This window comes from Halomonas sp. BL6 (assembly GCF_006228115.1).
GTDB lineage: Bacteria > Pseudomonadota > Gammaproteobacteria > Pseudomonadales > Halomonadaceae > Vreelandella > Vreelandella piezotolerans.
Genome location: NZ_VDGL01000002.1, coordinates 406,100 through 427,004 on the forward strand (window position 1 = coordinate 406,100; position 20,905 = coordinate 427,004).

A 20,905-nucleotide genomic window follows, 5' to 3' on the forward strand; every position below is an offset into this window, starting at 1 on the left:
CATCATGGAAAAGCTATTTATCGATCGTGCACCGCAACCCATTGCGCCGTTTTCACACGCCTGCCGCGTGGGGGATTTGGTGTTCATCACCGGCCAGATGCCCACGGTGCCGGAAACCAATGAGATGCTGCTAGGCACCTTTACCGAACAAACGCACCGGGTGATGCAGAACCTGGCCATCGTACTGGAAGAGGTGGGCAGCCGCTTCGAGTACGTGGTGCAGTCGCGGGTGTTCATCACCAATATGGGGCACTTCGATGAAGTGAACCGGGTCTACGCCAGCTATTTCGACAAGCCGCTGCCCACCCGCACCTGCATTGGCGTGACTGGGCTTGCGGGCGGCGCGGATGTGGAGGTGGATATGATCGCCTGGATTCCTCCCAAAGAGGGTGCTTAACCGCCGACGAGGGTAATGCTGGCGGGTAGCAGCGCAGGCTGCTCCCGATGCTGTGTCAGCGGCTTGCCCGCCAGCGCCGTGAGCAGAATTTGTAGCGGATCGCCGTGGCTGACGATCAGCACCGTTTCGTTAGTAAAGCGCTGCTCCAAGGCTTCCAGCACGGCACACATCCGTGCTGCTACTCGGCTAACCGGCTCTACCTGCCACTGGGTATGCTCGGCGCTCTTGGCATCGAAGGCCCACACGTCTGGGTAGTGGCTATCCGCCTGCCCCTCCAATTCGCCAAAGTGGCGCTCCCTCAAGCCCGCCTCTTGCTGCATTCCCACCCCAAACGCGGCGGCCACTCGGGCGGCGGTGTGTGTCGTACGTAAAAAGTCCGAATGCACGATCTGTGTCGGCACCGGCCAGGACCACTGCGCCAGCGCTTCGGCGAGTTGCTGTTCACCCTGCTCTGATAACCCGTAGTTCGCCAGGCCCTGCTCCGGAGAGCTGATGATTTTCCCCTGAGCGTTGGCCTGGCTATGGCCATGGCGCATCAGCAGATAGCGGTTTCGCCAATGGTAGGAGGGGGTCAGGAAAGTGTTTGACATATCTTTGTAACAAACCCTAGATTGAAGATGCTCGTTTTCGAAAAATAAACATCTGCGCTTTTAAATGTCCATTTGCGAAACAGACGCTGATCGAAGCACACACTTGCGACGCAGCAGTGGGCATACGCGACAACAATAATGCACGTAAGAGGCTGACTATGAAAACGCTACATCTGCGCAAGCGTCCGCTTGCCATGCTCACGGCTATCTCGCTACTTCCCCTTGCGTTACTCTCCAGCCCTGCCTACGCCGAATGCGAGCGGGGCGACTTGGACACCCTTTACTGCGATGAAAATGGTGACATGGTCGCCGACCGCCCGGCCGATGAGTCGGAATGGGCCAACCCCGACACGCTGATTTTTGCCTATACCCCAGTGGAAGATCCCGCCATTTATTCCGATATCTGGCAGCCCTTTATCGACCACTTATCGGACGTCACCGGGCGCGATGTGCGCTTCTTTGCGGTGCAGTCGAATGCCGCCCAGGTAGAAGCCATGCGCAGCGGTCGTCTTCATATCGCGGGGTTCTCTACTGGCCCAACGCCGTTTGCGGTCAACCTAGCCGGTGCCGTGCCCTTTGCGCTGATGGGCTCTGATGACGGCCAGTTCGGTTACACCCTGCAGCTATTTACCCACGTCGACTCGGACATCGAGACGCTGGAAGACTTGAAAGGGAAGCGCGTGGCGCATACCTCGCCCACTTCGAACTCGGGCAACTTAGCGCCGAGAGCGCTCCTGCCCGAGCTGGGCATCACGCCGGAAAAGGATTACGAGGTGGTTTACTCCGGTAGCCACGATCAATCCATGCTGGGCGTGGTAGCCAGAGATTACGATGCTGCTCCGGTCGCCTCTGAAGTCGTCGAGCGCATGGCCGCGCGTGGCCTTTACGATACCGACGATGTTCGACTGATCTACGAATCCGATCGCTTCCCCACTACCTCGTATAACTACGCTTATAACCTACATCCTGACCTAGTAGAGAAAATCGAAGAAGCGTTTTTTACTTTCGATTTCGTGGGCACCGAGCTAGGTGACGAATTCGAAGGCGTCGAGAAGTTCATCCCCATCACCTACAAAGACAACTGGCAGGTGATTCGCACCATTCAGGCCGCCAATGGCGTGACCTACACGCCTGACAACCTGGAGTAACGCGTGCTGCGCCGCTTGTCGCGGCGCGGTTCTTCGTCTTTCGATGGATGCGGACACATGCTGGAAATCACGAATTTGGTCAAACGATATGGCCACAGCGAGGCCGTGCTGAAAGGCCTCGATTTGAAGGTGGAGGGCAACAGCGTGGTGTCTATCGTAGGTGCCTCCGGCGCCGGTAAAAGCACCATGTTGCGCTGTATCAATCGCTTGGTAGAGCCCACCTCTGGCTCAATCAAACTCAATGGCACCGAACTTGTGAACCTGAAAGGGGCCGAACTGCGCCGGGCACGCCGTAAAATTGGCATGGTGTTTCAAGGATTCAACTTACTTGATCGGTTAACCGTGATGGAGAACGTGCTGGCAGGGCGGCTAGGCTACGTCAGCTTTTACCAAGCCATTTCACGCCGCTACCCACCCGCCGATATCGAGCGTGCGTTTGTGCTCATGGAACGCGTAGGCATTGCCCACTACGCTAACAAGCGCGCAGACGAGCTGTCTGGTGGCGAGCGCCAGCGGGTGGGCGTTGTACGTGCTTTGATGCAAGAGCCGGACGTGTTGCTGGCAGATGAACCCACCGCCTCGCTGGACCCGCGCACCTCCGAGCAAATCATGATGCTGCTACAGAGCCTGGCGAACGAGCTGTCGCTGCCGGTATTGATCAACATCCATAACGTCGCCCAAGCCAAAACCTATACCGAGCGCATCGTGGGCCTGCGTCACGGCAAGATGATTTTTGACGGCCAGCCTGGGGATTTCAATAAAGACGCGTTGGACGCCATTTATGGCGGCATCGAAGCGCCGGACGATGCCATCACCGAGACGCCGGGCACCGCCGTGGAGGGGGCACGCCATGACGCCGTCTAACCCGCCCACGCCTAGAGCCTGGAAAAAGCCACCGTTTATCGCCAACCCACTGCTGCGCTACGGATTACTCGTGATGACAGTAGGGTATCTGGTGTGGGCGTTTGGCTCGCTGCCCTTTAACTGGGAACGTATTTCGGAGGGTCTCCCCCGCGCGGCGCGCATTTTTAGCGGCGGTTTTCCGCCGAACCTAGAGCGCTATGAGCTACTGCTCACCGGGTTTAAAGAGAGCTTTCAAATTGCCATTCTCGCCACGCTATTAGGGGTGTTGCTCTCGATTCCATTTGCGGTGATGGCTGCCCGTAATATCGCGCCGCTGCCTGTTTACCTGTTAGGGCGCAGCATCATCATTATTTCGCGTAGCTTTCACCCCGTGATTGTCGCCATCCTGTTCGTTGCCGCCGTGGGATTTGGCCCGCTGGCGGGAATACTCACGCTGACACTCTACTCCATTGGCTTTGTCGGTAAGCTGCTCGCTGAAGAGATAGAGGAGATCGACTGGGGCCAAGTAGAGGCCATGCGTTCGACCGGGGCTGGCTATCTCGTTACGCTGTTTTATGCGGTGTTCCCACAAATTCTGCCACGCCAAGTCGGTCTGTCCATGTACCAGCTCGATAGTAATCTGCGTGCTTCTGCCGTCGTGGGCATCGTCGGTGCAGGCGGCATTGGTGGCACCTTGATGAATGCCTTTGGGCGCTACGATTACGACTTTGCGTTTGCCATCTTACTGGTCATTATCGCGGTGATTCTGCTCAGCGAAGGGATCAGCGGCTGGGTGAGGAAAAAAATATGGTAGATCGCGAACAGCTACTCGCTGACCGTATTTGGCAGCGTTACGACCGCAAAGAGCGGCTGATCCGTTACGCCGCCCTGCTCGCCACGCTGATGCTGGTGTTTTGGGCCGTGCGTGATATCGATATTTTTTGGCCCTGGGTGTGGGATGCTCCCAACCAAATATCGAACCTCGGGGCGCGCATGTGGCCGCCAAGCGCGGTCGGACTCAGCGGTATTCTCAATGCGCTCATGGAAACCGTGCATATCGCCACGCTGGCGACGTTCCTGACGATTTTTCTAGCCTTACCTGTTGCCTACATGGCGGCCCAAAACACCACACCTAACCGCGCTTGCCTGTGGTTAGGCCGTTTCATTTTGGTCTCTAGCCGCTCGGTGAATACGATCATCTGGGCCCTGCTGTTCGTGGCCATTTTTGGGCCCGGCGTGCTGGCGGGCATTCTGGCCATCGTCTTTCGTTCCATTGGTTTTATCGGCAAACTCATGGGCGAAGCCATCGAAGAGATCGACCGCCGCCCCGTGGAAGCCATGGAGGCGACGGGAGCATCGAAAGCGAAAGTCGTGGCCTACGCCATCGTACCCCAGGTGATGCCTGCCTTTTTTGCCATCGTGGTGCTGCGCTGGGATATCAACATTCGTGAATCCACGGTATTGGGCTTGGTAGGCGCAGGGGGCATTGGGGTCATTCTGCAAGGCGCGATCGATACCTTTGCCTGGCCAACCGTGGCGACCATTCTCATCGCCATTATCGTGCTGGTACTGCTCGGCGAAGCGGTGACCAGCCTGCTGCGCAGTAAGGTACTTTAACGGGCCTTGGGGCAAATGGGCAGGCGTTTGACCAAACCCTAAACGCTTGCCATGGTTAAAGGGTAATCAACGACATGGAGGACGTATGACAATGACCACCTATATCGTGGTAGCCGATGCCGCACGCGCACGTATCTTCACCCGTGATGCGCTCCATCTCGCCGAGCAGGAGAGCTTGGTACACGCCGCAGGCAGACTGCATGAAGGCGACTTGATCACGGACCGTCGCGGTGCCGACGTCCACGAGTCGACGTCGACGTCATCACGCTCCTCTGGCGAAGAGGGCGCAGCCTCTCAACATGAAAACGAGCTATTTGCCAAAGAAGTCGCCCAGCGACTCTATGCTGCCCGGGTAGACAACCGCATGGAGAAGCTGATCATGGTCGCGCCTCCCAAGTTCTTGGGTCTGCTCAAAGAAAAACTCGATAATCCCACGCAAAAGCTGGTCACGCATACGCTATCGAAAGATTTTAGCAAGGCCTCGTTGGCCGACATCCAACAGGCGGTCAGCGATTTGCGTTAGTCAACGCAGTTAGCACTTACTTACTATTTTCCTGCTTTTTGCTAAAGACAGCGTCGCTCTCGCCGATACCCATCATGAATCCTGATGATCCCGAGAGCGACCATGTTTTCCTCCCTACGTACACGCATCCTTCTGGCGGCCCTCATGGCTATCGTGTTGGCTTTGACGGCCAATGGTATTGCCAGCTACACCACCGTTAAGCATCATAATAGTGAACAGGTAAACCGCAATCTCAGCGCTGTTGTGAATGGAAACACACAGGCCATTAACGAATGGTTCAACGCTCGCTTTACGATGCTGGCCAGCATGGAGCATGCCGTTGGTAGCGAGGCACCGCTACAAGCGCTGCGGCAGCTAGCCGACTCTGGCGACTTTATGACCGCCTACATCGCGTACCCGTCTACCTCAGAAGGGATTTTCTCAGACGGCTGGCAACCTCCCAGCGATTATGACCCGCGCCAGCGCCCTTGGTACCAAGGTGCCGTGAGCGCACAGGACACCATCATTACTGCCCCTTATGTCGATGCGCAAACAGGCGGTTTGATCGTGACCTTCGCTCGGCCTTTCTATCAGAATGGTGACCTCACCGCCGTGGTAGGCGCCGACATCACGATTGCCGACGTCATCGATATCGTCGCTAGTATCGCGCCGACCCCATCCAGTTTCGGCTTTCTAACGACGAGCGACGGCACTCTGGTCGCCCACCCCGACGCGTCACTGACGCTGGAGCCTGCAAGCGCGCTTAGCGATGCGCTCACCCCTTCCGACCTGACACGCATCGTGCAAGCGGACACCCCGCAACCGCTCACCCTACAAGGCAACGACAAACTCCTGATGGGCAGCAGTGTAGGTGGCAACAGCGGTTGGCAGTTGGTCGTGGCGCTGGATGACGCAGAAGCCACGGCAGGTCTACGCGCCATTGCGACAACGTCCATCGTGACGCTGCTGATCGTTGCGGCCATCACGGCCGTCGTGTTTGGCATGCTGCTGTCACTGCTGCTGCGTCGTCTACTAGGCGTCCGCAATGCGATGGATAACATCGCCTCGGGTGAAGGGGACCTGACTCAGCGCTTGCCGGAAGAAGGCACCGACGAAGTCGCCCAAATCGCCAGTGCTTTCAATCGCTTCGTGGGCAAGATGGAAGCAGTCTTGATCGACGTGCGTACCAGCAGCGAATCGGTGCACCACGCCGCCAACGAGATTGCCATGGGTGGACAAGATCTTTCCCGCCGCACCGATAACGCCGCTTCGAGCCTGCAGCAGACCTCGGCGTCAGTCGAAGAGATCACCAGCACCGTGGCGCATACGGCGGCCTCGGCCCAGGAAGCCAACAAGCTTTCCCACGCGGCCACCGAAGTCGCCAAAGAGGGTGGGCAGGTCGTGTCGAACGTAGTCACCACCATGGAAGACATCTCCAACGCCTCCCATAAGATTGGCGAGATCGTCACGCTGATGAACAGCATCGCCTTCCAGACCAACCTGCTGGCCCTCAACGCCTCGGTCGAAGCCGCCCGCGCAGGCGAACACGGTCGCGGTTTTGCCGTCGTGGCGGATGAAGTGCGCAAATTGGCAGGCCGTAGTAGCGATGCAGCCAGCGATATCCAGCAATTGATCGAGGACTCCCAAGCCAAGGTGAATAACGGCACCTCCTTGGTGCGTAATGCTGGCAGCACCATGCAGGATATCGTCGCACATATCACCCGCGTCACCGACGTCCTGGAAGAGATCAACGCGGCCACCAGCGAGCAGAGCGACGGCATCAAACAGGTCAATATTGCGGTCGCCGAACTGGACCGGATGACCCAAGAGAACGCCGCCATGGTCGAAGAGTCAACCACCGCCGCCGAGCAGTTGAAAGAGCAAGCGGATCACCTAACCGGCACGATCAGCAGTTTCAAACTTTCTAAAGCGGCATCACCCACGCTACAAGCGCCGCAGGATCGCCTACCGCGCACTACAGAGAGTTTCTAACCGTTAGTCACTCATGGCCGCTTCCGCCCTCACGTCTGCGGAGGCGGCCATGTCACGCGTTAGCCATGAATCTTTGTTCTACTGATTCGAAGATGGCACCCGATAGGCTCTTTCGCCGTTTGCTGAAACAGGACCGCGCTTCTATGCACTTTCGCTCCCTTCGCTCTCTCGTTTTGGCGTTGGCAGGCCCTTGCCTGCTCGCCGTTGTTGCCGCGCTGGTGGTTTATAACCTCATCGCGGCCGCCCGCACCCAACAAACCGTCGAAGAGCACACCCAAACGCTCATGCAAAGCGCACTGGACGCGCGACTCGATGCCATTGCCCAAGCAGAAGGGGAGCGGATTCAACGCGAGCTGGACAAGGCCATGACGTTGGCCAGCCAGCTCGCCACCACCAACGCCCTCATGGGCGTGGAAGATGCCGAAGGCCAGCGCGCGCTCTATCTGAGCCGCCGTCAGCTCTCCAATTTGGTGCGGCAAACGGTGGCTGACAACCCGGCGCTATTGGATGCCTTCATCGGCTGGGAGCCCAACGCCTTTGGTGACGATGCCCGCTTTGCTGGCGACGAGCGCTACGGCCACGATGGCAGCGGCCGCTTCATGCCCTGGTGGTACCGCACCGGGGATGGCTCGCTCGACGTCTTGCCACTGGGTGACACCATGGAGAGCGACACCCGCCTAGCCAGCGGCGTGCGAGAGGGAGAGTACTACCTTTGCCCGCGCGAAACGCTCGCCCCCTGTGTGATCGACCCAGCCGCCTACGATTACGACGGCGAGACACAGCTGGTCACCTCGTTTAACGCACCGATTTTGGTGAATGGCGAATTTCGCGGCGTGGCTGGGGTCGACCTCTCGCTGAACTTCATCCAAACGCTGCTGAGCGACGCTAACGCCGCGCTATATGACGGCGCAGGCCGGATGGCGCTGGTTGCCGGGCGCGGCGGCTTGGTGGCGGACACCCACGGTGAAGAGGCCCTGGGCCTGCCTGCCAGCAACGCACTGAGCGACACGGCGCTTGACGGCATTGCCGAAGCCACGACACAAGGCAGCCTCTACAGCAGCATGGCCAACGGCATGTTTCAGCGCTACCAGCCGCTGACCATTGGCGATACCGAACAGCCATGGGTGCTGGTACTACAGTTGCCCGAGTCCGTCGTGCTCGCCGAACTCAACGCGCTACAGAACGTTTTGAGCGACCAGCGCCAGCAAAACACCCTGGGCATGACGCTGGTGGGGCTGCTAGTGGCAGCCATCGGCATCGCCGCACTGTGGTGGATTGGTGGCCGCATTGCCCGACCGCTCAAGCGCTTAGCGAACAGAATGGAAGAGATCGCCTCTGGAAATGGCGATCTCACTCAGCGCCTGCCCGTGCATGGCCGCGATGAAAGCGCCGCCGTGGCCGAGCAGTTCAACGCCTTTGCCGAAAAAATTCAGGCCATCCTTCTGGACGTGCGGCGCAGCAGTGAGGCCGTGAACCACGCGGCCAGCGAGATCACCCAGGGCGGCCATGACCTCTCACGGCGCACCGAGCAAGCCGCTGCCAGCCTGCAAGAAACGTCGGCAGCGATGGAAGAGATCAGCAGCACCGTCAGCCACACCACCCACGCTTCCCAAGAGGCCAGCGGGCTGTCCAACACCGCCTCGCAGCTAGCTTCCCGTACCGACAAAGCGTTTGTTGAGGTAGTCTCGACCATGGATGACATCCGTGCGACCTCGGCAGAGATTCAAAGCATCGTCAGCGTGATCGACGGCATTGCCTTTCAAACCAACCTGCTAGCGCTCAACGCCTCAGTGGAAGCTGCGCGAGCTGGCGAGCACGGGCGCGGCTTTGCCGTGGTGGCCGATGAAGTGCGCAAGCTGGCCTCGCGCAGCAGCGACGCCTCTAAGGATATCCGCCAGCGCATCGATGCGTCTGCCGACAAGGTCGAAAGCGGCACGCAACTAGTACGCGATGCCGAGGCCGCCATGCACGAGCTGGCCGATAGCGTGACGCGCGTCACCCACATGCTCGGCGATATCAGCACCGCCGCCGGTGAGCAAAACGATGGCATCAATCAAGTCAGCATCGCGGTGAGCGATCTGGACCAAATGACCCAGCAAAACGCCGCTCTAGTGCAAGAGTCCACCACCGCAGCGGAGCAGCTCAAATACCAGGCGGACAGGCTGGCCGCGCTGGTGGGAGGCTTTACGCTAGAAGCATCACAGCAACCGGCCCAGACGCTGCCAAGCCCTGACGAGGCCAAGGTTTAGCCGCTAGGGAATCGGCGGCAGCGGGATATCGTCGCTGCGCTTGGCCCCGGCGGTCATTTCGCGACAGAGACGTAAAAACTCGCGCACGCCGGTGGTCAGGTACTTGTGACGATGCCAGATGAACGTGAACTGGCGTTTTAAATCCAACTCCGGCGTGGGCAGCGGCACCAGGCTGCCGCGCCGGAAGGCATCGCGCAGCGCCAGCCGCGAAACGCAGCCAATGCCCAGCCCCGATTCCACCGCGCGCTTGATGCCCTCGGTATGCTCCAGCTCCAGCAGGGTATTGAACCGGCTGCGGCGGTGGCGGGCGGCATGCTCCAGCGTCATGCGTGTCCCCGAGCCCTCCTCGCGCATGATCCAGTCTTCGCGCAGCAGTTGATCCAGCTCCAGGTGCTCGCGTCCCGCCAGCGGGTGACGCGGCGAGCAGAACACGCACAGCTCATCCTCGACCCAGGGCTGGCTGATGATCATGTCGTCATCGCACTGCCCCTCGATCAGCCCTAAATCCAACGAGTGCTGGCGCACGCCTTCGATGATATGCCGCGTGTTGCGCACCGCCAGCCGAACTCGACTGCCGGGATAGCGCTGCATGAAATCGCTGATCAGCAGCGTGGCGAGATAGTTGCCGATGGTGAGCGTGGCCCCCACGTCCAAAGCTCCCACGCCCTGTTGGCCCCGCAGCAACTCTTCGACCTCCTCGGCGCGGTCCAGCAGCGCCACCGCCTTGGGCAGTAGCTGAAAGCCGAGCGCGTTGAGTTTCAGCCGTTTCCCAATGCGGTCGAGCAGCTGGCAGTCGAACTGGCGCTCCAGCTCGGCCAGCGCCGTACTGGTGGCCGATTGCGACATGGCCAGCGCACGCGCCGCGTGGGAAACGCTCTCGTGCTGGGCAACGGCCACGAAGACCTCTAGCTGCCGCAGGGTGTAATGCATGACCAAAACCTCTCTGTCGAGTGAGCGGCGAAGGGCTATATCGATTTTAAAGATAAGCGTTATCAAGATAATTTGCTTAACAGATATACCACCCTTTATTTAGAATTAGCAGCAACCTATAGAGATAATTTTTATTCTTTTTTGGAATATGGCGAGCAAGGCTTAGGCTGCGCCGCCTCTGGAGGAGTGAGCATGAGCAAGTTTGCCCTGGAAGAAGTGCTAAGCGTTCACCACTGGAACGATACCCTGTTCAGCTTCCGCACCACTCGCGAGCGCAGCCTGCGCTTCAAGAACGGCCAGTTCGTCATGATCGGCTTGGAAGTGGACGGCAAACCGCTGATGCGCGCTTACTCCATCGCCAGCCCCAACTACGAAGATCACCTGGAATTCTTCAGCATCAAGGTGCCGGATGGCCCGCTCACCTCGCGCCTGCAGCACCTGCAGGTAGGCGACCAGATCATGGTCAGCCGCAAGCCGACCGGCACGCTGGTGTGCGACGACCTGCTGCCAGGTCGTAACCTCTACATGCTCTCGACCGGCACCGGCTTGGCGCCGTTCATGAGCCTGATTCAGGACCCGGAAGTCTACGAGCGCTTCGAGAAAGTCGTGCTGGTACACGGCGTGCGCGAAGTCTCCGAGCTGGCCTACGCCGACTTCATCACCAAAGAGCTGCCCGCCCACGAATACCTGGGCGAGGAGATCGCCGAGAAGCTGGTGTACTACCCCACGGTGACTCGCGAAGAGTTTCACACCATGGGTCGCCTGACCGACCATATTCGCACCGGCAAGCTGTTCGAAGACACCGGCCTACCGCCCATCGACCCGCGCCAAGACCGCGCGATGATTTGCGGCAGCCCGGCGATGCTGGACGACACCAGCGCCCTGCTCGATGAGCTGGGCCTGAACATCTCCCCGCGTATGGGCGAGCCGGGCGACTACGTCATCGAACGCGCCTTCGTTGAGAAGTGAGCCCCGTTCGAAGGGTGAAGGGTGAAGGGTGAATAGAAAATTGTAGCCCGTGTCATCGTCGCCTTATGCACAAAGCCCCTGTGGATATTATCCACAGGGGCTTTGTCGATTCAGCGCGACTCACTGTTCACGCCTTACCATTCACCGTGGTTAGACAGCGTCTTTACCGGTTTCGCCGGTCCGGATACGGATGACCTGCTCGAGCGGCATCACGAAGATTTTACCGTCCCCGATTTTGCCGGTATTGGCGACCTGGGTAATCGCGTCGATCACCTGCTCGGCCATAACGTCGTCGACGGCGACTTCCAGCTTCACCTTGGGCAGGAAATCCACCACGTACTCTGCGCCACGGTAGAGCTCCGTGTGGCCCTTCTGGCGGCCAAAGCCTTTCACTTCCGTGACCGTAATGCCTTGCACGCCGATATCCGAGAGCGATTCGCGTACGTCATCAAGCTTGAAGGGCTTGATAATGGCTGAGATCAATTTCATTGCGACATCCTCTAGCTTGGTGGCCCGCTGTCATGCAGACAGCGTTATTAACCGATTGTCATAACCATCGAGGTTAGCGGGGCGCTCACGTAGCCAAGCCCGTTACCCAGTCGATTAAGCATACACCGCCAAGGGCGGAGAATAAAAAACCCGAACGTCACTAGCTCATAACCACCGACGTACCGCGTATCCATCAACGACAAAAAGGCCTCCCACTCGGGGAGGCCACAAGGAGCACGCCAGCTCACATGATTAGCGCAAGCTTATTTCTTGACGCTAAACTCGGGATAGGCTTCCAAACCGCATTCAGCGATATCGACGCCTTCATACTCTTCTTCTTCGCTCACGCGAATGCCCATGACCGCTTTCAGCACCAGCCATACCACAAGGCTTGCGATGAAGACCCAGCCAAAGATGCCCACGATACCGATTAACTGTGCACCGAAAGAGGCATCGCCATTGGTGAGCGGCACAGCCAGCACGCCCCAGATACCGACCACACCGTGAACGGAAATCGCACCCACCGGATCGTCCAGCTTCAGCTTGTCCAGCGTGACGATCGCAGCGACGACGATCAGGCCACCTACTGCGCCGATGATGGCGGCACCCAGCGCCGAGGGAGAGAGCGGATCCGCCGTGATGGCGACCAGGCCAGCCAGCGCACCGTTCAGCGCCATGGTGAGATCTGCTTTACGGAACCACAGTTTAGCCAGCACCAGAGCGGCAATCACACCGCCTGCTGCCGCAGCGTTCGTGTTGACGAATACTTGCGCAACGTTGTTGGCAGAGCCGATATCGGACATTTTCAGCTCGGAACCACCGTTGAAGCCGAACCAGCCCATCCATAGGATGAAGGTACCCAACGTGGCCAGCGGCATGTTGGCACCGGGAATTGCGTGGATAGAGCCGTCTTTACCGTACTTGCCTTTACGCGGGCCCAGGACGAGTACACCTGCCAGCGCGGCGGCCGCACCCGCCATGTGGACGATGCCAGAACCGGCATAGTCAGAGTAGCCCACTTCAGACAGCCAGCCGCCGCCCCAGGTCCAGTAGCCCGACACCGGGTAGATGAACGCCGTCATCACCACGGCGAAAGCCAGGAAGGCCCACAGCTTCATACGCTCAGCAACCGCACCCGAGACAATCGACATGGCGGTGGCAACGAACACCACCTGGAAGAAGAAGTCAGAACGCATGGAGTAGTAAGGCGCATCGTCGCCACCGGCCAGCACCGCATCGACGCTGTTCTCGGTACCGATCAAGAAGCCCAAGTTCGGCAAGAAACCGCCTGCGCTGCTGGAGTACATGATGTAATAACCCACCAGCAGGTACATGGTGCAAGCAATCGCAAACAGCGCGATGTTTTTGGTCAGAATTTCGGCGGTATTCTTGGAGCGAACCAAGCCCGCTTCCAGCATCGCGAAGCCAGCGGCCATCCACATGACCAGCACGCCGCAGATCAAGAAGTAGAACGTATCGAGCGCATAGCTCAAATCAGCTAACTCATTCATGAGGTGTTCCCCGTTGGTACTTAAGAAGAGGTACTTGGAAGATGTACGTGGCAGCGCGGCGACATCATCAGCCGCCCAGCATTACCCTTACACGGCATCTGCACCGCGCTCACCGGTACGAATACGGATCACATCTTCCAACGGCGTGACGAACACTTTGCCGTCGCCGATCTTGCCGCTATTCGCTGCGTTACAGATGGCGTCCAGCACGCTTTCCAGGCGTGCATCGTCCACGGCGACTTCCACTTTCACCTTTGGCAGAAAATCGACCACGTATTCCGCGCCGCGGTAGAGTTCGGTATGACCTTTCTGGCGGCCAAAGCCTTTCACTTCGGTTACCGTAATCCCTTGAACGCCGTTGTCGGCGAGTGCTTCACGAACGTCGTCAAGCTTGAATGGCTTGATGATAGCGGTGATGAGTTTCATCCCGGATCTCCCCTGCTGGATCAGTCCCACTCGGTGAAAAGCGGCATGGCCGCCCGAATTTAGTGCTTGCCCTACTAATGCGCATACCGTGCCACCCGCTTTTTTATTATTAACTTTCAATTACTTAAAATAATTATATAAGCAATTCACGGTAGCTTAGACGTGCTACCCAATGAGGCTCACCCTGGCTTTGCACCATTAATGAACATTAATAAAAGCTAGCCGCTCCATTTCGATGCATTGATTCTTCCCGCTCACCACGCTTAATTCACACGCGGCGCATGCGAATCGGCGTCGGGTTGCGTATCCTTACTGACAAGCAGTTCATATTCATGCATGCCCTTTCAAGGAGAGAGCCATGGCGCCCCAAGATCGCATTAGCCGCTTAGCCCAGCAGATCGGCGACCGTCTGCAGAATGCGTCGCAAGCCCCGGAAGATATTCAAAAAGGTGTCCAGCAGGTGGTACGCGGCGCCTTTGACCGCCTGGAGCTGGTATCGCGGGAAGATTTCGATATTTTGATGGATGTGCTGCAGCGCACGCGCTCGCGGGTTGAAGCCTTAGAGCGCCAAGTGGCCAGTCTGGAAGCGGCCGTAGAAGCCTCTAGCAACACCGCGTCCACGCCCGTAGAAGCCGAAGTGCCGCCCGCCCCTGTGCACCCCTCCGGGACGACGAAACCAACGTCCGATAAACCGTCCACTGACGATACTGAGTAAGCCGCCGTTGTGCTCAGAATGGGGCAGGCTGAGCTGCCCCAAATTAGCGAACAAGAATCACTATCATTGACTCCCGTCGCGATAGTGCTATCGTGCGTTGATTGGCTGCCTCATTCACGATAGCGACGGCTCAGATGCCCCCGCAGGAACGCCTCATCACGCCCGAAATCACCCACCGCTCGCTGGTCCAGCTTGGCCAACGATTTGGCATTCACTACCGCGTGGACGGCACCCCTTTACAACACCAGCCGGTCGCGCTGGGCCATGTGCACGATGTTGGCTTACCCCAAGGGCTGCACCTAACGCTGTCTAATCTGCAAGTAGAGCGCGGCTATACCTCCACGTCTTACCAAAGCGTCCCCTGGTTCTTTAGCATTATTTTGGAAGGCACGATTCAACTACAAATAGGCCAGCAGCACCTGCAGCTAGGTGCCGGGGAGGGAGTGTGCGCTCACTTTGATGCCCACCAACCGCTAACGGTGCACCAACCGGCTCAGCCGCGCCTGAGTACCGTGAATATTGCGGTGCGTACGACCGCACCGTTAGGGCTTCCCGCTCCCGGCAGCCAACCGGCCTTGCACCGTTGGCGGCTGCCGAGTGCCTTACACCAGCACCTTTGCACCATAAGTGAGCAACCACCCACCACCTGGCGCCAGCCCCTCGTGTGGCAAGGTCTCGCGATACAACTGATTGGCCTGGGACTACCGGAAACGACGCCCGCACTCCCCAAGCATCACGGCCTCTCCACCCGAGACAGACGCCGCCTAGCAGCGCTGCACGCGCGCATCACTCAGCATCCCGCCGAGCCCTATAGCCTCGCGGCTCTAGCCAAAGAGGCCGCCATGAGCGCCAGCAGCCTGCGGCAGAAATTTCGTGCCTACTACGGCTGCACACTGTTCGACTACATTCGCCAAGCGCGCCTGGAGCAGGCGCACGCATCGTTGCGCCAAGGCCACAGCGTTCAACACACGGCCCACCGCTGCGGTTACCGCCATGCCAGCAATTTTTCGAGCGCCTTTAAGCGCCACTTCGGTATTTCCCCTCACGAGCTTCAACGAGACAAGCCATAAGCCATCGTTCCCTTGATGCGATCACTTATGACAGCGCGCATAGCTGGCTTGGCACAACGCATACCTTTACGATGCCATAAAAAGTAATAATTCTCATTGCTCAATAAAACTGATTCCACTTCCTCTCAGGATCACTTATGGCCTCCCCCCATCGTCCGTTCTTATTGGCTCCACTCACTAGCACGCTGCTGATGGTGCTGATGTCACCCGTGGCGGCACAAACCAGCACGCCCTTGGCCACGGTTACCGTGACGGCTCAACAAGCAGCCACCAAAGTCGCCACGCCTTTTATTGAAACGCCGCAGAGCGTCTCAACCATCACCGACACGCAGATGACACAGCGCGGTGTCACCACGGTGCAACGCGCTACCGACTACACGCCCGGCGTGTACAGCAATCAAATAGGGGCTTCCAACCGTTTTGATTACCTGGTGCTGCGCGGCTTCTCCGATGGCAGCTTGAGCAACACCTTTTTAGATGGTTTGAAGGTGATGGGGGACGCCAACTCCCATAGCAGCATGCGCATCGACCCCTGGTTTCTAGACAGCATCGAGGTGGTGCGCGGCCCGGCGTCCGTGCTGTATGGCCGTGCCTCACCGGGCGGCGTGGTGGCTCTTAACAGTAAACGCCCCGAGTTCGAGCCGGGCGGCGAGCTGCGCTTCAGAGTCGGCAACAATAACCAGCGCAGTGCCGCGTTCGATCTCACGGGCCCGCTGGGGGCAGAGCAGCGCGTCGCGTTTCGGCTCACCGGCATTGCCAGCGCCGCCGATACCCAGTTTGGCCCAGCCGAGGAGGAGCGCTACGCCATTGCGCCACGGCTGACCTGGGACATGACCGACGCTACCAGCCTCACCGTAGAAGCCTACCTGCAAGACGAACCAGAGGGCGGCTACCACTCCGGCGTACCCTATGAAGGCGCGGTGATCGCTCGCAATGGCCGCCAAATAAGCAATAACTTCTTCGATGGCGAAGCCGACTACGACGCCTATCAGCGCACCCAGCGCATGCTTGGCTATACCCTCGAACATCGCTTTAACGACCGCGTGTCCGCCCGCCAACTGCTGCGCTATCTCAATTCAGACGTGACGCTGAATCAGGTGTACGGCTTTGGCTGGGCATCGCCGACCTCCAACGAACTGGCCCGCTACTACTCCGGCAGCGAGGAGTCGCTTCAGGCCCTGACGGTGGATAATCAGTTAGAAGCCCGACTGACCAACGGCTTCATGGAGCACACCCTGCTGCTCGGCGCGGATTACCAGCAGCGCGAGAACGAGGTTGCTTGGCCTTCCGGCGCGTTCCCCTCGCTGGATGCCTTCAACCCAGTCTACGGTAGCGAGCCGCTGGTGTTCTACGCGCCCGTTCGGGAGAACCACGAGCTGGAGCAAACCGGGGTCTATCTGCAGGATCAGATCGCCATTGACCAGTGGCGCGTGACGCTGGGCGGGCGTTTTGACTGGGTCAATATCGACAACACCAACCGCGACAGCGGCGCGACCAGCGCGCTCAGCGACACCCAGTTTAGCGGCCGCGCCGGGGTGGTGTACCTGTTCGATAACGGCATCGCACCCTATGCCAGCTACTCGACGGCCTTTACCCCCACCAGCTTTGTGGATGCCAACGGCGACCTGCTTTCTCCCATGGAAGGCGCGCAGTGGGAAACCGGCGTGAAATACCAGCCCAACGAACAGCAGCAGTACAGCGCAGCGCTGTTCCACATCAGCCAGGAGAACGTGGCGACCAAAGAGCAGCCCACCGACCCCTACCGCGCTGTAGGCGAGATCGAGTCGCAAGGTATCGAACTGGAGGCCCAAACGCAGCTCACCGAGGCGCTCTCGCTTCAGGCGGGCTACAGCTTTACCGACATTACTTACGCCAAGAGCGACGACGGCAACCAGGGCAATCACGCCATTTACTCACCCCGCCACCAAGTGCAGCTGTGGGGTCACTATGCCGTGCAGGAAGGCTGGCTGAGCGGTGTGGATGTTGGCATAGGCGTGCGCCACTACGCAGACATTGCCGCCGACCGCGCCAACACCGCCACGGTGCCGGATTACACATTGGTTGACGCCACGCTGGGCTACGACTGGCGCCAAGTAGGCTTGAACGGCGTCGAAACCCGCCTGAATGTGCACAATGCGTTGGACAAAGCGTACGTGGCATCGTGTAACTCACTGGAGTACTGCTACTTCGGTGCCGAACGCGGTATCACTGCCAGCGTTCACTACCGCTTCTGAGCAGCGCCCACCAAGCCCACACCCAGGCCTACGCAACCTGCGCTTGCCTGGGTGTTTCTATTTGCAATTGATAAATAGACTCGTTTAAATAAGGCGCTTATTGCTAGGTACTAATGCCATGCGCCGTTTTCCCCGACTGCTTATCCTGGCTCGCCACGGCCTTCTCGCGGCAAGCCTGCTGCTGTCTACCGCCAGCCACGCCCAGTGGGCCACCATCGACTGGACCATTGCTGAAACGCTGCTAGCCATTGATGCCCCCGTGAGCGGCATTGCGCAGCAACCGGCCTACCACGACTGGGTGGGCGAGCCGCGCATTCCCGAGGGCGTGATGGATATTGGCCTGCGCACCCAGCCCAACTTCGAGCTGCTGGCCCAATCGCCCCCCGAGCAAACGCTGCTCTCGCCCATGTTTACCGGGCTCATTCCCCGGCTGGAGAAAATCGCCCCAGTGGGCACCTTCGCCCTCTACTCACCGGGTGCGGATACGTGGCAAGAGATGCAGAGCCTCACTCGCCAACTGGGCGAGCTGACCGACCGCAACGCCGAGGCCGATGCGCTGATCGAGAACACCCAGCAGCTGATGGCCGACCTGCGTCGCCAGCGCAGCGACTCGCCCCCACTGCTGATGGTGCAGTTCATGGATGCCCGCCATGTGCGCGTGTTTGGCGAGAACAGCCTCTACAACGCCGTGCTAGAACAGCTCGAATTGCCCAACGCCTGGGATCAGCCCACCAACGCCTGGGGATTTTCACTGGCCGGTATCGAAGCGCTGGCACGCTACCCCGATGCCACGCTGGTGGTCGTCGACCCACTCCCCGCAGGCGTGGAAGAGCAGCTGGAAGGGAGCGGCCTCTGGCAGCACCTGCCGAGTATTCAAAACGGCAACCTGCTGCGCCTGCCCCCGGTGTGGAGCTTTGGCGCTCTCCCCTCCGCCCAGCGCTTTGCCCGCGAACTGACCACTGCGCTGAACGCCCATTTTGCTGGGTAGTCCCAACCGGCCCTTACTGCCTCAGTAGCGCTCAACGCTTGAAATAAAGTAGGCTTAGCCAACAAGCAGGCTCATTAAACTGAGTGAGCCGATTGAGAGACGTTGCGAGGGAGCGCCATGACACTAGCGATTGTGGCCACGCGGGCAGGCGTGGGGTTGGAAGCACCGGCGGTACATGTAGAGGTTCATTTGGCTAACGGTTTGCCGGGATTAACCCTGGTGGGCTTGCCGGAAACCGCCGTGAAAGAGAGCCGCGAACGCGTGCGCAGCGCCTTGATCAACGCGGGCTTTGACTTCCCCAATACCAAGCGCATTACCCTCAACCTCGCCCCGGCGGATCTACCCAAAGAGGGGGGCCGTTTTGATTTGCCGATTGCGCTGGGCATCCTCGCCGCCTCTGGCCAAATCCCGGTAGATGCATTAGAAGGCATGGAGTGCGCGGGCGAACTGGCCCTGGATGGCAAGCTGCGGGCAGTGCCCGGCGTGCTGCCGTTTGCCCTGGCGACCCGCCGCGCCAATAAAGCGTTGATCGTCCCCCGCGCCTGCGCCGATGAGGCCGCCCTGGCAGGCGATTTGTCAGTGCTGCCCGCCGACTCGCTTTGGCAAGTGGTCGCCCATTTGCTGGGCCAGGAGAAAATTCAGCCCCACCAGCTCTCAGCCTCCGTCAAATCCACCGCCCCGGTGGCGGACTTAGCCGACGTGCGCGGCCAGCATCAGGCCCGCCGGGCGCTGGAAGTAGCCGCGGCAGGGGGCCACAACTTATTGCTGGCAGGCCCACCCGGCACCGGCAAAACCATGCTCGCCAGCCGCTTGCCCGGCATTCTGCCGCCGCTGTCAGAAGATGATGCGCTTCAAGTGGCAGCCGTGCGCTCGGTATGCGGCTTGCCGCTGGAAGCCGACTGGGGCCAACGGCCCTTTCGCCAACCCCACCACAGCGCGAGCGCCGCCGCGCTGGTCGGCGGGGGCTCGAAACCCAAACCGGGTGAAATATCGCTCGCGCACCACGGCGTGCTGTTTTTGGACGAGCTGCCGGAATTTTCTCGTAACGTCTTGGAAGTATTACGCCAACCGCTGGAAACGGGCGAAATCCACCTCTCCCGCGCCAGCCAGGAACGTCGCTACCCCGCCCAATTTCAGCTCGTTGCCGCCATGAACCCTTGTCCCTGCGGCCACCTGGGCGACCCGCGCCAACGCTGCCAGTGCAGCGCCAGCCAAATTCAGCGGTATCAGGCACGCCTCTCTGGCCCGCTGTTGGATCGTATTGACCTGCAAGTGGAAGTGCCCGCTCTGCCCCCCGAGCAGCTCACCGCACAAACGCAAGGCGAGCCTTCCAGCGCGGTGCGCGAGCGGGTAATGGCGGCTCGTGAGCGGCAAATGGCCCGGGGCGCACTCAACAGCCAGCTCAGCGGTAAAGCGCTGGAAGCCGCCTGCGCCCTCAATGAAGAGGAGCGCGCCTGGCTCGCTGGCGTGCTTGAAAAGCTCAAGCTCTCCGCCCGCGCCTACCACCGCGTGCTGCGCGTCGCGCTCACCCTGGCCGACCTGCAAGGCGAACCCAAGCCCTCACAGCCGCACTTTATCGAAGCGATCGGTTACCGGCAGTTGGATCGGCTGTTGAAAGGGGCGTAAGCCCCCTTCGTCATTGGGCGTGCGTTGCTGCAAGGGCATCGACCAAGCGCTGGCACAGCGCATCCAGCTTTTGGCCCGTGGCGTCATCGTGCAGCGCGCCGCTGTCGTTGAAGGCGCTGCCCGCTTTAGGCAGCGAGAGCGGCTGGGGCAGTACGGTGAGGCTCAAGTTGGCCAGTAACTGCTGGCCCAGCGGCAGAGCGCGAATACCGCCCAGGCCACCGGGGGAAGCGGCCACCAGCGCTGCCCATTTACCGTCAAACAGCCCCAGGCCAGGCGTATCGCCGTAGGGGCGCGATAGCCAGTCCAAGGTATTTTTCAGTAGCGGCGTGATAAAGCCGTTGTACTCCGGCGAGGCGATCAACAGCGCTTGGTGGTCCGCCAATATCTCGCGCAGTTTCAGCACGTTCTCCGGCATCCCTTGGGCTTCGATATCTTCGTCGAACAGCGGGCAGGGGTACGCTTTCAAATCGATGAACGTGGCCTTGCCGCCTAACGCCTCGATGCGCTGGGCAGCTAGCTTGGCGAGCTGTTTATTGAGCGAGCCTTCACGGGCGCTGCCAGCAAAAACCAGTACTTTGGGTGGTTGAATGGCGGTCATGGCCTCTCCTT

At 59.6% G+C, this 20,905-nt stretch carries 20 protein-coding genes; 14 read left to right on the forward strand and 6 right to left on the reverse strand.

Translation table 11 applies throughout. From position 1 onward, the window contains the following. Positions 1 to 4 precede the first annotated feature (4 nt). A complete protein-coding gene (locus tag FHJ80_RS05430; protein WP_139525999.1) occupies positions 5 to 397 on the forward strand; it encodes a RidA family protein in 393 nt (130 codons plus the stop codon). On the opposite strand, the gene FHJ80_RS05435 is transcribed toward FHJ80_RS05430, so the two are convergent. Beyond that, on the reverse strand, positions 394 to 987 hold the full coding sequence (locus tag FHJ80_RS05435; RefSeq protein WP_139526000.1) for a histidine phosphatase family protein: 594 nt from the start codon (positions 985 to 987) through the stop codon (positions 394 to 396). The two genes, FHJ80_RS05430 and FHJ80_RS05435, sit on opposite strands and share 4 nt — an antisense overlap. A 158-nt stretch (positions 988 to 1,145) precedes the next feature. Here FHJ80_RS05435 and phnD point away from each other — a divergent pair, with 158 nt between their 5' ends. The 7 genes from phnD to FHJ80_RS05470 all read left to right on the forward strand — a co-directional run bounded on the left by phnD (position 1,146) and on the right by FHJ80_RS05470 (position 9,338). Then, entirely contained in the window at positions 1,146 to 2,135 is a 990-nt protein-coding gene (gene phnD / locus FHJ80_RS05440) for a phosphate/phosphite/phosphonate ABC transporter substrate-binding protein (protein ID WP_139526001.1), read from the forward strand. 57 nt (positions 2,136 to 2,192) lie between these two features. Beyond that, positions 2,193 to 2,999, forward strand: a complete 807-nt coding sequence (gene phnC / locus FHJ80_RS05445) for a phosphonate ABC transporter ATP-binding protein (RefSeq protein ID WP_139526002.1) — start codon at positions 2,193 to 2,195, stop codon at positions 2,997 to 2,999. Further along, on the forward strand, positions 2,986 to 3,792 hold the full coding sequence (gene phnE, locus FHJ80_RS05450) for a phosphonate ABC transporter, permease protein PhnE (protein WP_139526003.1): 807 nt from the start codon (positions 2,986 to 2,988) through the stop codon (positions 3,790 to 3,792). Before phnC ends, phnE (FHJ80_RS05450) begins: the two co-directional genes overlap by 14 nt. Then, positions 3,786 to 4,595, forward strand: a complete 810-nt coding sequence (phnE, locus tag FHJ80_RS05455) for a phosphonate ABC transporter, permease protein PhnE (RefSeq protein ID WP_139526004.1) — start codon at positions 3,786 to 3,788, stop codon at positions 4,593 to 4,595. The genes phnE (FHJ80_RS05450) and phnE (FHJ80_RS05455) overlap by 7 nt, the downstream gene beginning before the upstream one ends. Before the next feature lie 91 nt (positions 4,596 to 4,686). Then, positions 4,687 to 5,118 carry a host attachment protein gene (locus tag FHJ80_RS05460; protein ID WP_139526245.1) on the forward strand — a complete coding sequence of 144 codons (432 nt, stop codon included), beginning with the start codon at positions 4,687 to 4,689 and terminating at the stop codon, positions 5,116 to 5,118. A 102-nt stretch (positions 5,119 to 5,220) separates the two neighbouring features. Continuing rightward, the gene (locus FHJ80_RS05465; protein WP_139526005.1) at positions 5,221 to 7,089 is read left to right on the forward strand and encodes a methyl-accepting chemotaxis protein; all 1,869 of its coding nucleotides are present in this window, start codon (positions 5,221 to 5,223) and stop codon (positions 7,087 to 7,089) included. 143 nt (positions 7,090 to 7,232) lie between these two features. Next, on the forward strand, positions 7,233 to 9,338 hold the full coding sequence (locus FHJ80_RS05470) for a methyl-accepting chemotaxis protein (RefSeq protein WP_139526006.1): 2,106 nt from the start codon (positions 7,233 to 7,235) through the stop codon (positions 9,336 to 9,338). Positions 9,339 to 9,341: 3 nt separating this feature from the next. On the opposite strand, the gene FHJ80_RS05475 is transcribed toward FHJ80_RS05470, so the two are convergent. Further along, the gene (locus tag FHJ80_RS05475; protein ID WP_044629892.1) at positions 9,342 to 10,268 is read right to left on the reverse strand and encodes a LysR family transcriptional regulator; all 927 of its coding nucleotides are present in this window, start codon (positions 10,266 to 10,268) and stop codon (positions 9,342 to 9,344) included. Positions 10,269 to 10,460: 192 nt separating this feature from the next. Here FHJ80_RS05475 and FHJ80_RS05480 point away from each other — a divergent pair, with 192 nt between their 5' ends. Beyond that, the gene (locus FHJ80_RS05480; protein ID WP_139526007.1) at positions 10,461 to 11,237 is read left to right on the forward strand and encodes a ferredoxin--NADP reductase; all 777 of its coding nucleotides are present in this window, start codon (positions 10,461 to 10,463) and stop codon (positions 11,235 to 11,237) included. 150 nt (positions 11,238 to 11,387) lie between these two features. Here FHJ80_RS05480 and FHJ80_RS05485 read toward each other — a convergent pair whose 3' ends face one another. The 3 genes from FHJ80_RS05485 to FHJ80_RS05495 all read right to left on the reverse strand — a co-directional run bounded on the left by FHJ80_RS05485 (position 11,388) and on the right by FHJ80_RS05495 (position 13,663). After that, positions 11,388 to 11,726 carry a P-II family nitrogen regulator gene (locus FHJ80_RS05485; protein ID WP_139526008.1) on the reverse strand — a complete coding sequence of 113 codons (339 nt, stop codon included), beginning with the start codon at positions 11,724 to 11,726 and terminating at the stop codon, positions 11,388 to 11,390. Positions 11,727 to 11,989: 263 nt separating this feature from the next. After that, positions 11,990 to 13,237 carry an ammonium transporter gene (locus tag FHJ80_RS05490; protein WP_139526009.1) on the reverse strand — a complete coding sequence of 416 codons (1,248 nt, stop codon included), beginning with the start codon at positions 13,235 to 13,237 and terminating at the stop codon, positions 11,990 to 11,992. A gap of 87 nt (positions 13,238 to 13,324) precedes the next feature. Further along, positions 13,325 to 13,663, reverse strand: a complete 339-nt coding sequence (locus FHJ80_RS05495; protein ID WP_058579766.1) for a P-II family nitrogen regulator — start codon at positions 13,661 to 13,663, stop codon at positions 13,325 to 13,327. Between the two features lie 358 nt (positions 13,664 to 14,021). Here FHJ80_RS05495 and FHJ80_RS05500 point away from each other — a divergent pair, with 358 nt between their 5' ends. From FHJ80_RS05500 to FHJ80_RS05520, 5 genes are all read left to right on the forward strand, one after another. Further along, positions 14,022 to 14,378, forward strand: coding sequence for an accessory factor UbiK family protein (locus tag FHJ80_RS05500; protein WP_139526010.1), 357 nt, complete (start codon positions 14,022 to 14,024; stop codon positions 14,376 to 14,378). Between the two features lie 134 nt (positions 14,379 to 14,512). After that, on the forward strand, positions 14,513 to 15,448 hold the full coding sequence (locus FHJ80_RS05505) for an AraC family transcriptional regulator (RefSeq protein ID WP_139526011.1): 936 nt from the start codon (positions 14,513 to 14,515) through the stop codon (positions 15,446 to 15,448). Between the two features lie 137 nt (positions 15,449 to 15,585). Further along, a complete protein-coding gene (locus FHJ80_RS05510) occupies positions 15,586 to 17,682 on the forward strand; it encodes a TonB-dependent siderophore receptor (RefSeq protein ID WP_139526012.1) in 2,097 nt (698 codons plus the stop codon). Positions 17,683 to 17,800: 118 nt separating this feature from the next. Beyond that, on the forward strand, positions 17,801 to 18,670 hold the full coding sequence (locus tag FHJ80_RS05515; RefSeq protein WP_139526013.1) for an ABC transporter substrate-binding protein: 870 nt from the start codon (positions 17,801 to 17,803) through the stop codon (positions 18,668 to 18,670). Between the two features lie 117 nt (positions 18,671 to 18,787). Continuing rightward, the gene (locus FHJ80_RS05520; RefSeq protein ID WP_139526014.1) at positions 18,788 to 20,296 is read left to right on the forward strand and encodes a YifB family Mg chelatase-like AAA ATPase; all 1,509 of its coding nucleotides are present in this window, start codon (positions 18,788 to 18,790) and stop codon (positions 20,294 to 20,296) included. Positions 20,297 to 20,306: 10 nt separating this feature from the next. Here the strand turns inward: FHJ80_RS05520 and FHJ80_RS05525 are convergent, their stop codons facing one another. Continuing rightward, entirely contained in the window at positions 20,307 to 20,894 is a 588-nt protein-coding gene (locus FHJ80_RS05525; protein ID WP_139526015.1) for an NADPH-dependent FMN reductase, read from the reverse strand. Positions 20,895 to 20,905 lie beyond the last annotated feature (11 nt).